We start from the raw sequence: 13,103 nt of genomic DNA, 5'->3' as shown, positions 1-13,103 counted from the left end.
CATGGCGTTAATAGCTAGCTTTGAAGAAGGAAAGCTTCAGAACATCAAGTTGCATGATGCCATTCCCGCTATCTATTTTTGCCATGAGCTCGACGGCAGAAAGCTTCTCCAGATCAATACTATGGGTCGAAAAACACGCGATATTCCTGGCAAGGTCAGCCAGTCTATCCAGTTGGATGAAGATACTGCGAAGCAGTTGGTAGAGATTCTGACCCGTCATTTTGGGCTTTAGGCAATGGCAGGCCCCGGCGACAACACACGAAACAAACCGAAGTCAGGCGCTGAGACCGATGGTTTCAAGCGCGCCATGACGGTTTGCATGCGCGCCATTTCCAATGACAGGGAAATGGAAATCTCCTTTGCCAAGGACAAGCCGGCGATGGCCGGCAACCGGGCAAGGCTTCCCGAACTGCCGAAGAAGCCGACGCTGGCCGACATCGCGGTCACCCGCGGCATCGGCGATTCCATGGCTCTGCGGCGCGCCTGTCACGATCAGCGTATCCACACAAGGCTGGCGCCCGAGGGCAAGCAGGCCCGCGCCATCTATGACGCGGTCGAGCAGGCCCGTGTCGAGGCGATCGGCGCGCGCGCCATGGCGGGCGTTGCCGGCAATCTCGACGCCATGCTGGAAGACAAATACGCCAAGGCCAATCTTGCCGAGGTGCGCGACCGGGAAGAGGCGCCGCTTGAGGAAGCCGTCGCCCTTCTGGTGCGCGAACGCCTGACCGGCCAGAAGGTGCCGCCGAGCGCCGAACGCTTGGTCGATCTGTGGCGCGGCTGGATCGAGGAAAAGGCCAGCGCCGAGATTGACGGGCTGGATGGCAAGCTGGAGGACCAGCAGGCCTTCGGCCGCATCGTGCGCGACATGCTCGCCTCCATGAACATGGCCGAGGAGTTCGAGGAAGAAGAAGAGACCGAGGACTCCGAGGACGATCAGGAAGAGGAGCCGCAGGGCGGCGACGATTCCGAGGATGGCGGCGAGGAGGATTCCGGCTCGGAGGATGCGCAGGCCGAGGAAGCGGCTGCCTCCGAGGACGATGATTCACAGGCCGAGGCGGAAGCTGACGACGCCATGTCGGAAGACCTTTCCGATGATGACGACGCCGATGCCGACAATCCCGGCGAGGCGCGGCGCGGCGAAAATCCCTTCTCCAATTTGGCGAAGGAGATGGACTACAAGGTCTATACGACGCAGTTCGACGAGACCGTCGGCGCCGAGGAATTGTGCGAGGAAGAAGAACTCGACCGCCTGCGCGCTTTCCTCGACAAGCAGCTCGCCAACCTGCAGGGCGTGGTCGGCCGGCTCGCCAATCGCCTCCAGCGCCGCCTGATGGCGCAGCAGAACCGTTCGTGGGACTTCGATCTGGAGGAAGGCTATCTCGATCCGGCGCGTCTGGTGCGCGTGGTGATCGATCCGATGCAGGCGCTGTCCTTCAAGCAGGAGCGCGACACCAAATTCCGCGACACGGTGGTGACGCTGGTGCTCGACAATTCCGGCTCGATGCGCGGCCGTCCGATCACGGTTGCCGCCACCTGCGCCGATATTCTGGCCCGCACGCTGGAGCGCTGCGGCGTTTCGGTGGAGATCCTCGGATTCACCACCCGCGCGTGGAAGGGCGGGCAGGCGCGCGAGAAGTGGCTGAAGGATGGCAAGCCCGCCAATCCCGGCCGCCTCAACGATCTGCGCCACATCGTCTACAAATCCGCCGATGCGCCGTGGCGGCGCGCGCGCCGCAATCTCGGGCTGATGATGCGCGAAGGCCTGCTCAAGGAAAACATCGACGGCGAGGCGCTGTTGTGGGCGCATCAGCGGCTGATGGCCCGGCCGGAGCAGCGCAAGATCATGATGATGATCTCGGACGGCGCGCCGGTCGACGATTCCACCCTGTCGGTCAATCCCGGCAACTATCTGGAACGGCATCTGCGCGGCGTTATCGACCTGATCGAGACGCGCTCGCCGGTCGAGCTTCTGGCCATCGGTATCGGCCATGACGTCACCCGCTATTACCGCCGTGCCGTCACCATCGTCGATGCCGAGGAACTGGCCGGCGCGATGACCGAGCAGCTTGCCTCGCTGTTCGAGGAAGAAAGCTCCCACGGACGCGGATCGCGACGGGCATCCTGATGCCCGCCAGCGCGGCTGGAGCACGGCCGCTTTTCCTGCAGCCGCGGCAAGGCTCCGGAGATCTGGCCGGCAGAAGTTTCGCTGCGCGCTTTCGCCGGAACTTTTCCATGAATCTGTGGCGTGGACTGCTGTTCGCGCTTGTCTGCCTGCTGGCATTCCCCGCCTTTGCCGAGCCGGCGCCCGTCCAGCAGGTCGAGGTGTCGTCCCGCCAGATCGGCTATTTCCATATCGGCCGCAGCGCGCAGCGCTTCGGCCAGCTGGAGTTCGTCGGCGGACTGGAAATGTCCTCGTTGGCACGTGACTTCGGCGGCATCTCGTCCATGCGCTTCCTGACCCCCGGCCGCGATTTCGTCGCCGTCTCGGATGTCGGCGTCTGGCTGTTCGGGCGGATCGCGCGCGACGATGCTGGCCGGCCTGCGGGCATCGAGCGGATGCGCCTGCAGCAGATGGTCGATGCGACGGGCAACGCTGTCGTCGACAAGTGGGAAGTCGATGCCGAAGGGCTTTCGGTGAAGAATGGCGAGGTTTTTGTCGGCTTCGAGCGGCGGCACCGCATCAGCCGTTTTCGCCTCGATCCGGAGGGCATGAAGGCGGCCATCGGCAATGTCGATTTTCTCGTACCGGCCCATGAGCTGCGTCAGAACCGCGGCTTCGAGACCGTTGCCCATGCGCCGGAGGACGGGCCGCTCGCAGGGGCGCTGGTGGCGGTCACCGAAAAGAGCATCGACCGTCAGGGCAACGTCTTTGCCGCGGTGACCGAAGGGCCACGCAAAGGCATTTTCACCGTGCGCCGTTATGACGGTTTCGACATCACCGATGGCGCTTTCCTGCCCGGCGGCGATCTGCTGTTGCTGGAGCGCAGCTACACGCTCATGGGCGGAGTGCGCATGCGGCTGCGCCGCATTGCCGGCGACAGCATCGGCAAGGGCGCGCTGGTCGACGGGCCGGTGCTGCTGCAGGCCGACATGACCTTTCAGATCGACAATATGGAAGCGCTCGATGTGTGGCGGCGCGAAGACGGCGCCACCATGATCTCGATGATGTCGGACGACAATTACTCAATCCTGCAGCGCAATCTCTATCTCGAATTCGTGCTGCACGATGACTGACGTACAGATCCGTCAGATCACGTTGAGCTCGCGGAACACGCGGCCTTCCACGATCCGCTCATAGGAAAACGCCCGGCAGTCGATGGTGCGGTATGCGCCATGCACGATCAGTTCCGCCAGCGCCTTGCCGGCGGCAGGCGCCTGCTGCAACCCATGCCCGGAAAAACCGTTGGCGAAGATGAAGTTCGCCACCTGCGGGTGCGGGCCGATCACCGCGTTCTGGTCGAGCACGTTGTAGTCGTAGTGGCCGACCCAGGCGCGCGTCATCCTGATCGCCTCGAAGGCGGGAATGCGGGTGGCCAGCACCGGCCAGATCTCGTTCTCGAACAGGCTCCAGTCCGGCTCGAAATCGGTCGGGTCGGCCGCCTGTTCGCCCGCCTCGTCCTCGGCCCCGCCGGTGATGTAGACCGAGCCTTCCGGGCGCACATAGATGCCGGAGGGGTCGACCAGAAGCGGCATGTCCTCATAGCGCTCGCGCGCCTCGAACACGAAAACGTTGCGCTTGCGCGGCTCTACCGGCAGTTCGATGCCGGCGAGAGCGGCGACCTTCCCGGCGTTCGGACCTGCCGCGTTGACCACCAGTCCAGCCTCCAGCGTCTCGCCAGTGTCGAGCGTGACCGAGGCGACCCTGTCGCCCTGCCGGGCGATGGCCGTGACCGAGGCGGTGACGAGATCGACCTTCATGCTGCGCAGCGCCTTGCGGAAGAGGTGCAGATAGGCATGCGCGTCGAACCAGCCCTCGCCGCTCACGCCATAGGCGCCGGCGGCCACCCCCTCGCCCGACAGCCAGGGAAAGCGCTTCACCAGCGTGGCGGCGTCCTCCAGAACGATGTCGGCCCCTTCGGCGAGCTGCACGCCGTGATTGGCTTGCAAGACCGGCAGCCCCTCTTCCGTGGCCAGAATGAGATAGCCGCCTTCGCGAAAGCCGATGTCGGCCTCGTCGCCGAACTCCTGCTTCAGCCGGCGGAACAGGTCGAGGGTAAAGCGCGACAAGCGGATGTTTTCAGGTTGCGAAAACTGCTGGCGAATGGAGGCTGCCGAAAGCGTCGTGGCCGAATGGGTGAAATTCGGATCACGCTCGATCACGGCGAGCGATCCCGAAAAGCCTTCCTTGCGCAGATAGTAGGCGAGCGACGCACCCATGATTGCGCCGCCGATGATGACGATGTCGTATTTCGTCATGATGCGATTCCCGATTTTCCTGTTCCGGTCATGATGGCTGTCGCCATCCTGCGCGCATTGCCCGAACAATGCGTTTCTGAATCTGATAACCGGGCGATGCCGGATGCGTTTTGTCTGGCCGAAAAAAGGTCTTGCCGCAAGCTCTTGCAAGGGCCAGCCTGCCGGGTCACAAAGGCCAGATGACCGATATGCAGAACCGCCCCCGTCGCTCCGTGCTTTATGTCCCTGCCGTCAACGACAAGGCGCTGGCCAAAATCGGGCAGTTGCCCTGCGATGCGATCGTGGTGGATCTGGAAGATTCGGTTTCGCCGGACCAGAAGGCGGCGGCGCGGCGGAAGCTGGCCGGCATTTTCGCCGCCCGTCCGCAGCGCGCGCAGATGGTGGTGCGCATCAATGCGCTGTCCAGCGAATGGGGCGAGGATGATCTCGCGGCGGTCGTTGCCTGTAAACCGGATGCCATCCTGCTGCCCAAGGTCGATACGGCGCGCGACGTGCTGGAAGCCAATGACCGTCTGGACGAGCTCGATGAGGATTCTTCCATCGCCCTGTGGGCGATGATCGAGACGCCCCGGGGGCTGATGAACAGCGGCGCCATCGCCGAGCTTGGGCGCGATCCCGCCTCGCGGCTTTCCTGCTTCGTGATCGGAACCAACGACATCGCCAAGGAAACCGGCGTCTCGCTTAAGCCCGACCGGCGTTATGTGATTCCGTGGCTAATGCAGATATTGCTCGCCGCGCGCGCAGGCGGGCTCGATATGCTCGATGGCGTCTACAATGATTTCCGCGATGCCGAAGGATTTCTCCGGGAATGCGCGGAAGGGGCCAGTATGGGCTTCGACGGCAAGACGCTGATCCATCCATCGCAGATCGAGGCCGCCAACTCTGCCTTTTCGCCGGAGCCTGCCGCGCTTGCCGCGGCACAGGCCATCGTCGATGCCTTTGCGCATCCCGAAAACCGGGACAAGGGCGTGATCGCTCTCGACGGGCGCATGGTCGAGCGCCTGCATCTGGCGCAGGCCGAAAAACTGCTGGCGAAAGCGGCCGCCATCGCTGCATGATGGCGCCTCCGTTTCTCACAGGAAGATCCGATGCGACTCTACCGTTTTCTGACCGCCGTCGATGACGCCACCTTCTGCCACAAGGTGACGGCTGCCCTGAACAAGGGCTGGCATCTCTACGGCTCGCCCACCTATGCCTATGACAAAAAGGAAAAGGTCATGCGCTGCGGGCAGGCGGTGGTGAAGGATGTCGAGGGGCAGGAGTACGAGCCCGGCGAAACGAAGCTCAGCGACTGGTAGGCGCCGGGCTCCTGCCCCGCGTTTCTGGATCGAGCATCGGAATCCCCGAAAACCGGATTCCACTTTTCGGCCCGATGCTCTATTCCGCCGACGTCTCGATGCGCTCCATGTCGTCGTCGGAAAGGCCGAAATGGTGGCCGATCTCGTGGATAAGCACATGGGTGACGATGTCGCTCAGCGTTTCCTCGTTCTCGGCCCAGTAATCGAGGATGGCGCGCCGGTAGAGGGTGACGCGGTTCGGCCCCTCGCCCGTGGCCGGGTTCCAGCGTTCGGCGATGCCGCGCCCCTCGAACAGGCCGAGCAGATCGAAAGGCGTTTCCAGCGCCAGATCGTCCATGATCTCGTCGGTCGGGAATTCCGCCACCTGGATGATGATCTCGCCGGTCAGCGTGCGGAATTCCTCGGGCAGATGCGCATAGGCCTCCAGCGCCAGCATCTCCATTTCCTCCAGCGAGGGGGAGAGTTCTCCGTGCCAGGTGCGTGTCTTGTAGATGCGGGCCATGCTTCGTCCTTCTTTCCCGCGGCATATAGGCTTTTGCGGGCTGCTGGGCAAACGCTGATGCACAGGCAGGGTTTTCCGAAGGAATAAATTCTTATCCTGTCTGCTTGACTCCTGAGTTCGGCTCTGGAATCCTATAAGAACATAACAGGAACAAACAAGAGAGATCGACCGCCATGGCGAATCGCGCCGTGGCGCGGGACGCCGTTTTTGCCCTGCGCCGGGAAATTGCGAGAATTGAAGGCGCGCTGCCGCAGCGCCTTGAAGTGCCTGCGGGAGCGGAAGGCGAAGGGGAGGCCCCGCGCCTGCCCATCGGCGTCGGCAGTCTCGACAGGCTGCTCGGCGGCGGGCTCATGCGGGCGGCGCTGACCGAGATCCATGGTCGTGAAACGCGCGATGCCGGCGCGGTCGCCGGTTTTGCGCTGGCTCTGGCCGGTCTTCTGCTGCGGCAGGCGAAGGAACCGGGTCTCGTGCTGTGGGTCGGCATGTCCGGGGTGCTGCAGGAGGCCGGCTTTCCCCATGCCGTTGGCGCGCAGGCGCTGTCAGGTCTTGCGCCGGAGCGGCTTCTGCTGGCGCAGGCACCGAAGCTTGCCGATGCGCTGTGGGTGGCGGAGGAGGCCATTCCGCTGCAGAAGCTGGCCGCCGTGGTGGTGGAAGTGCACGGCAACCCCGAAAAGCTCGACCTGACCGCCACGCGCCGCCTGCATCGCCGTGCGCAGGCAGCCGGCCGGCCGGTGCTGCTCCTGCGCCAGGCGGCACGGCCTGAAGCCACCGCAGCTCCTGTGCGCCTTGTCGTCGCGCCGGCATCGTCCGGCACACGCAGCACCCTTGCCGGCCTGCTCGCAGGCTCCATTGGCCTGCCTGCCTTCACCGTCTCGCTCGACAAATCCCCTGCCGCCCTGCCCGGCCTGTTCACACTGGAGTGGAATTCCGATGATTGCCTGTTCACCGAAAGAGCAAATCCGCAAATCGGGACAGCGGATCCTGTCGCTGTGGTTTCCCTATCTGGCCGCGGAACGGGTGCTGCGCCGGCGTCTGGGCAGGTCGTGGCGTTCCGCAGGAAAGGTGCATCCGCCGCTGGTGCTGAGCCTGCAGCGCCACAACACGGTGCAGGTCGCGGCCCTCGACGCACGGGCTGAGGCGCTGGGCCTGAAGCGCGGCATGGGCCTTGCCGATGCGCGGGCCATGCATCCGGCCCTCGATGTGGTCGAAGCCGACCCGGCCGGCGAGCGCCGCCTGCTGGAAGCGCTTGCCGACTGGTGCGACCGCTACACGCCGCTGGTGGCGCTGGACGGCGAGAACGGGCTCTTTCTCGACGTTACCGGCTGCACTTCGCTGTTCGGCGGCGAGAAGCCGATGCTGGAGATGGTGCTGGCGCAATTCTTCGATCAGGGTTTTGACGTGCGCGCCGGCCTTGCCTCGACATCCGGGGCCGCATGGGCGGCGGCGCGGTTTCAGGGAAGGCTGGTGGTCGCACCCGGCGGTGAGGCAGACCTGCTGGCACGGCTGCCGCCGCAGGCGCTGCGCCTTGACGCGCAGCTCTGCACGGGGCTCGACAGTGTCGGCCTGCGCAGCATTGGCGAGATCATGGCCGCACCGCGCGCGCCGCTTGCCCGTCGCTTCGGCCGGCACCTGATGCTGCGTCTCGACCAGGCGCTTGGCCGTATCGACGAGGCGGTGTCGCCGCGCCTGCCGGTGCCGGCGCTGGTCGTGGAGCGGCAGCTGGCCGAGCCGGTCGTGCTCACCGAGGACATCGAACGGCTGGTGCAGATGCTGGCCCTGTCGCTGAAAGGCGATCTGGAGCGGCGCGGCGAGGGCGCAAGGCAGCTTGGCCTGTCGCTGTTCAGGGTCGATGGCGCGGTCAGCCGCATCGCCGTCTCCGCCTCGCTGCCGCTGCGCGATCCGGGCAGGATCCACAAGCTGTTTCGCGAAAGGCTTGCCGCTGCCGCCGGCGATTTCGATGCCGGCTACGGATTCGATCTCGTGCGCCTTGCCGCCTTTTCGACCGCGCCCTTCGACATGCGCCAGACGGACCTTTCCGGCGTAGCCGACAGGGGGGATGAGGATCTCGCCCTGTTCGCGGACCGCGTGCGGGCAAGGCTGGGACGCGGGGCCGTGATGCAGCCGGTGGCGGTCGAGAGCCATGTTCCCGAACGGGCCGTCGCCCTGCAACCCTTTGCCGGGAAGCTTCCCGAGGCCGGCTCCGCAGGCGTGCCTCAGCCCGCGCTGCCGGAGCGGCCGGTGCGCCTGTTCGGCCGGCCCGAGCCGGTCGAGGTGCCGGCCACCGAATTGCCGGAAGGCCCGCCGATGCGGTTTCGCTGGCGGCGTGCCCTGCACAGCGTGGTGCGCGCCGAAGGGCCGGAACGCATCGCCCCCGAATGGTGGCGCAATGGCGAAGATGTGCCGGAGCGCGACTATTACCGGGTCGAGGACAGTGAAGGCCGCCGCTACTGGCTCTATCGGCTCGGTCATCATGAAACCGGCCAACCGCCGCCGCGCTGGTTCATGCACGGGCTGTTCGCATGAACGCTTCTGCTGCCGGAAGCGGCGCCCCCGCCTATATCGAGTTCGGCGTGCAGTCGAATTTTTCGCTGCTGCGCGGGGCCTCGCGGCCGGAAGAGCTCGTGGTGACGGCCTGCGCGCTGGGCCATGCCGGCATCGGGCTGGCGGATCGCAACACGGTGTCGGGCGTGGTGCGGGCGTGGAGCCAGTCGAAGGCGATCCGGTTCTCGGAAAAAGGCGAAGCGCATGTGCTGCCCTATCATCCCGGCTGCCGGCTGGCCTTCGCCGATGACACGCCCGACGTGCTCGCCTATCCGCAAAATCGCAGGGGCTGGGGGCATCTGTGCCGGCTGCTGACGACGGGGAATCTGCGCGAGGGGAGCGAAAAGGGAGTTTCGCTGCTTTATCTCGACGATCTGCTGGACTGGGGCGACCACATTTCGTTGGCCATCCTGCCCGATCCGCTGGGGCCGGCCGCCGAAACCCTTGCCCTGCTTGTCCGGCTGAAAGACCGTTTCGGCAGCAACCTTTGGCTGGCCGCCGCGCCCCATTACTGCGGCAATGACCGCTTGCGTATGGCGCAGGCCGAGGCCCTTGCAGATCAGGCCGGCCTGTCGCTGATGGCGACCAATGACGTGCTCTATCATGCTGCCGAACGGCGGCCCCTGCAGGACGTGCTCACCGCCATCCGGCTCAGGACAACTGTGGCTGAGGCCGGCTTCGCGCTTGGCGCCAATGCCGAGCGCCACCTCAAGGAGCCGGCCGAGATGGCGCGGCTGTTCAGGTCTCATCCGCAGGCGCTGGGCGAGACACAGCGCTTCGCCGCGACGCTGTCCTTTTCCCTGTCCGAATTGCAGCACAACTATCCCGACGAGCCGACGCGCGACGGCGCCACCCCGCAGCAGGAGCTGGAGCGGCTGACATGGGAAGGTGCTGCCCGTTTCTACCCCGAGGGCGTGCCGGCGCATCTGGCAGCGCGGATCGGCAAGGAACTGGCGCTGATCGAAAGGATGAATTACGCGCGCTATTTCCTCACCGTGCAGGACATCGTCCAGTTCGCACGCAGCAGGGACATATTGTGCCAGGGGCGCGGTTCGGCCGCCAATTCGGTGGTCTGCTATCTGCTGGGCATCACCGCCGTCGCGCCGGACCAGATCGATTCTTTGTTCGAGCGCTTCATTTCTGAAAAACGCAACGAGCCGCCCGACATCGACGTCGACTTCGAGCACCAGCGGCGCGAGGAGGTCATGGCCTATATCTATGAGAAATATCAGGAAAAGCACACGGCTCTGGCCTGTGCGGTGATCAGCTACCGGGGCCGCTCGGCGCTGCGCGAGGTGGCGAAGGCCATGGGCCTGTCGCAGGATGTGCAGGGCGCCTTGTCCGGCTCGATCTGGGGCTGGTGGACCTCCTCCATAGGCTCCGAGCAGGCGAAGGCCGGCGGGCTCGACACGTCCGATCCGGTGACGCGCCATGTGCTGGCCCGCGCCGGCGAGCTGGTGGCGGCCGAATGTCCGCGCCATCTGTCGCAGCATGTCGGCGGCTTCGTCATCACCCGCGACCGGCTGGACGAGATCGTGCCCATCGTCAGAACGGGCATGGAAAGCCGCAAAATGGTGGAGTGGAACAAGGACGATCTCGACGCCGTCGGCATCCTGAAGGTCGATGTGCTGGCGCTCGGCATGCTGAGCTGCATGAAGCGCGCCTTCACCTTGCTGGAGGACCACTACCGGGTGCGCGATGCGCATGGCAGGCCGATCACGCTGGCCACCATGCCGAAGGAAGACCGGATCGTCTACGACATGATCTGCCGGGCCGACACGCTGGGCGTCTTTCAGGTCGAATCGCGCGCCCAGATGTCGATGCTGCCGCGCCTGAAGCCGCGCTCATTCTACGATCTCGTTATCGAAGTGGCGATCGTGCGCCCCGGCCCGATACAGGGCGACATGGTTCACCCCTATCTGCGTCGGCGCGAGGGCAAGGAAAAGGTCGAGTATTACAAACCCGAGCTGGAGGAAATTCTCGGCAAGACGCTGGGCGTTCCCCTGTTTCAGGAACAGGCGATGAAGATCGCCATCAGGGCGGGTGGTTTCTCGCCGGACGAGGCGGACCTGCTGCGCCGCGCCATGGCGACTTTCCGGCGCACCGGTAAGGTCAGCCTCTATCAGGATCGCATGGTCAGCGGCATGGTCGTCAAAGGTTATCCGAAGGAATTCGCCGAGCGCTGCTTCAGGCAGATCGAGGGCTTCGGCGAATATGGCTTTCCCGAAAGTCACGCCGCCTCCTTCGCCCTGCTGGTCTATGCCTCCTGCTGGTTCAAGGCCTTCTACCCGGACGTTTTCTGCGCGGCGATCCTCAATTCGCAACCCATGGGTTTCTACAAGCCCGCCCAGCTCATACGCGATGCGGCCGAGCATGGCGTCGAGATCCGGCCCGTCGACATCAACGCTTCCCGCTGGGAGTGCACACTGGAAAAGGCGGCTTTCGATCCGGCCCGCGTCTCGGAGCGCCATGTCGATATGCGTCGCACCATCCGCACCATGCATGCGATGCGGATGGGCTTCAACCAGATCAGGGGGCTTGCAGAAAAACGCATGCAGACTTTCGTCGCCCGCCGTGGTGACGGCTATGTCTCGGTGCGCGACGTGTGGCTGCGTTCCGGGCTGGATACGGGCGAAATCGGCAGGCTTGCCGATGCCGACGCCTTCCGTTCGATCGGGCTCGACCGGCGCGAGGCGCTCTGGGCCGTGCGCGCGCTCGATGCGAAAAGTGCGGTCGAATCGCTGCCGCTGTGCGACAGGCCGGAACTGGACCTGCCGGATCCGGAGCCCGTCACCCATCTTCCCGTCATGCAGCCGGGCGAGCATGTCGTTCACGACTATCGCAGCCTTGGCCTGTCGCTGAAGGCGCATCCGGTCGGCTTCCTGCGCGCCCGGCTCGATCGGGCGGGGGTGACGCCCAATGTGCGGCTTGGCGCGCTGGCCGATGGCGCGCGCGTCACCGTGGCCGGGCTGGTTCTGGTGCGGCAGCGGCCGGGCAAGGGCAAGGCCGTTTTCCTGACGCTGGAGGATGAGGGGGCGATCGCCAACATCATCTTCTGGCTGGGCACGTTCAACCGCTACCGGCCTGCAATCATGGGCGGGCGCTTCGTGCGCGTTACCGGCAGGCTGCAATCCCAGTCGGGCGTCCTTCATATCGTCGCCGAACAGATAGAGGATCTTTCCTCATGGCTGGGCGATTTGCTCGATGCGCCTCGGAAGCCGGCGCCGGAAGACGGCGCGCCGGGAACCCTTGCGGAAAACAGCCAGCACATGCTTGCCCGGAGCGCGCGTTCGGTCATGCCGAAGGGCCGGAATTTTCATTAGGGTCGAGACTCAATTTGGCGTCCACCAAGTGATTGCGGCAGCGAGGCAGATGGCCGACAGGAATGTATCGGCGCGTTTATCGTAGCGTGTTGCGATGCGTCGGAAGTCTTTAAGGCGACAGAACATGCGCTCGATGAGGTTTCGGCCGCGATAGGCGTCGCGGTCGTAGGCGTGTGGGTTCTTGCGCGTTGGATTGGGCGGGATGACGGGTTCTGTTCCTCGCTCGGCAAGCCATTCGCGCAGACTTGCTGCATCATAGGCGCGGTCGACCAGCAACTTGCGGCTGGGACACCGGACGGCCAGCAGCGCCTTGGCACCGGCGAGGTCATGGGCATTTCCGGGCGTCAGGGCGAAAGCGACGGGCCGGCCGCAATCATCGCTCAACGCATGGATTTTCGTCGTTCGCCCGCCACGCGAGGTGCCAATGGCGTGATGACAAGCCCCCCTTTTGCGCCCGACGCCGAGCGGTGGACCTTGATGTGGGTGGAATCCACCGAACCGGTGAACACGCCGCTCGACCCGGTCAGGGCGTAGAAAATCCGTTCCCACACACCCTGCCGGCTCCACCGGTTCCAGCGATTGTAGATCGTGGTGTAAGGCCCATAGACCGCCGGGCAGTCTTTCCAGCGTCCACCCGAACGCAGCATGTGCATGATGCCCGAGATCACCCGCCGGTCATCCACCCGCCGCGGTCCACGCCGACCAATGGGAAGGTGAGGCTGGATCGCCTCCCACTCCGCGTCCGACAGCCAATAAACGTCCCGCTTCCTCGCCATCCGAAAACCTCCGGATCACAGGGAATCAGACACTCACAAAATCAGCAACCCAAATTGAGTTTCGAGCCTAGAGCAGTCTGCAGCCGAATGGAGACATTCGGCATCGCATGAATGATGTAAAAACAATCAGGCAGAGCATTTTCAGCGGATCGCAGAAACGTGCCATCCGTATGTTTTTGCGCAGCTGCACCCGCAAAACCGCGTCGCAATTTGCCGGAATCGCTGCAGCGCTTCTGACCGGAAAGCG

11 protein-coding genes are annotated in these 13,103 nt (G+C 64.6%); 8 read left to right on the top strand and 3 right to left on the bottom strand.

The annotated features are described in order from the left end of the window. Nucleotide 1: 1 nt before the first annotated feature. From HNR59_RS02770 to HNR59_RS02760, 3 genes are all read left to right on the top strand, one after another. On the top strand, nucleotides 2-232 hold the full coding sequence (locus tag HNR59_RS02770) for a methionyl-tRNA formyltransferase (RefSeq protein ID WP_183825649.1): 231 nt from the start codon (nucleotides 2-4) through the stop codon (nucleotides 230-232). Between the two features lie 3 nt (nucleotides 233-235). Further along, on the top strand, nucleotides 236-2,125 hold the full coding sequence (cobT, locus tag HNR59_RS02765) for a cobaltochelatase subunit CobT (protein ID WP_183825646.1): 1,890 nt from the start codon (nucleotides 236-238) through the stop codon (nucleotides 2,123-2,125). 107 nt (nucleotides 2,126-2,232) lie between these two features. Then, entirely contained in the window at nucleotides 2,233-3,234 is a 1,002-nt protein-coding gene (locus HNR59_RS02760) for an esterase-like activity of phytase family protein (protein ID WP_183825643.1), read from the top strand. 12 nt (nucleotides 3,235-3,246) lie between these two features. On the opposite strand, the gene HNR59_RS02755 is transcribed toward HNR59_RS02760, so the two are convergent. Continuing rightward, nucleotides 3,247-4,416 (bottom strand): NAD(P)/FAD-dependent oxidoreductase, encoded by a 1,170-nt coding sequence (locus HNR59_RS02755; protein WP_183825640.1) that lies wholly within the window; start codon nucleotides 4,414-4,416, stop codon nucleotides 3,247-3,249. A 188-nt stretch (nucleotides 4,417-4,604) separates the two neighbouring features. On the opposite strand from HNR59_RS02755, the gene HNR59_RS02750 reads away from it, so the two are divergent. Beyond that, nucleotides 4,605-5,474, top strand: coding sequence for an HpcH/HpaI aldolase/citrate lyase family protein (locus tag HNR59_RS02750; RefSeq protein WP_425488653.1), 870 nt, complete (start codon nucleotides 4,605-4,607; stop codon nucleotides 5,472-5,474). Nucleotides 5,475-5,504: 30 nt separating this feature from the next. Next, nucleotides 5,505-5,714, top strand: coding sequence for a DUF1737 domain-containing protein (locus tag HNR59_RS02745; RefSeq protein ID WP_183825634.1), 210 nt, complete (start codon nucleotides 5,505-5,507; stop codon nucleotides 5,712-5,714). A gap of 79 nt (nucleotides 5,715-5,793) precedes the next feature. On the opposite strand, the gene HNR59_RS02740 is transcribed toward HNR59_RS02745, so the two are convergent. Further along, nucleotides 5,794-6,216 carry a metallopeptidase family protein gene (locus HNR59_RS02740; RefSeq protein WP_183825631.1) on the bottom strand — a complete coding sequence of 141 codons (423 nt, stop codon included), beginning with the start codon at nucleotides 6,214-6,216 and terminating at the stop codon, nucleotides 5,794-5,796. A 173-nt stretch (nucleotides 6,217-6,389) separates the two neighbouring features. Between HNR59_RS02740 and HNR59_RS20690 the strand changes: the two genes are divergently transcribed. From HNR59_RS20690 to HNR59_RS02730, 3 genes are read left to right on the top strand one after another with little or no spacing between them, the layout of a single operon-like run. After that, nucleotides 6,390-7,352, top strand: a complete 963-nt coding sequence (locus HNR59_RS20690; RefSeq protein ID WP_246374467.1) for an ImuA family protein — start codon at nucleotides 6,390-6,392, stop codon at nucleotides 7,350-7,352. Further along, nucleotides 7,294-8,739 (top strand): Y-family DNA polymerase, encoded by a 1,446-nt coding sequence (locus HNR59_RS02735; RefSeq protein WP_343060827.1) that lies wholly within the window; start codon nucleotides 7,294-7,296, stop codon nucleotides 8,737-8,739. The genes HNR59_RS20690 and HNR59_RS02735 overlap by 59 nt, the downstream gene beginning before the upstream one ends. Further along, nucleotides 8,736-12,080: an error-prone DNA polymerase gene (locus tag HNR59_RS02730; RefSeq protein WP_183825626.1), complete on the top strand. Its 3,345-nt coding sequence runs from the start codon at nucleotides 8,736-8,738 to the stop codon at nucleotides 12,078-12,080. The genes HNR59_RS02735 and HNR59_RS02730 overlap by 4 nt, the downstream gene beginning before the upstream one ends. Before the next feature lie 9 nt (nucleotides 12,081-12,089). On the opposite strand, the gene HNR59_RS02725 is transcribed toward HNR59_RS02730, so the two are convergent. Next, nucleotides 12,090-12,856, bottom strand: a protein-coding gene (locus tag HNR59_RS02725; protein ID WP_183825623.1) for an IS5 family transposase whose coding sequence is annotated in 2 segments (ribosomal slippage) — nucleotides 12,090-12,517 and nucleotides 12,517-12,856 — 768 coding nt in all. Because the reading frame shifts where the segments join, the coding sequence is not laid out codon by codon here. Nucleotides 12,857-13,103 lie beyond the last annotated feature (247 nt).

The sequence above is a fragment of the Aquamicrobium lusatiense genome (assembly GCF_014201615.1).
In the GTDB taxonomy this organism is placed as follows: domain Bacteria; phylum Pseudomonadota; class Alphaproteobacteria; order Rhizobiales; family Rhizobiaceae; genus Mesorhizobium; species Mesorhizobium lusatiense.
Note: the sequence above shows the minus strand (reverse complement) of the source record. Positions and strands in the feature narration are given on the sequence as shown.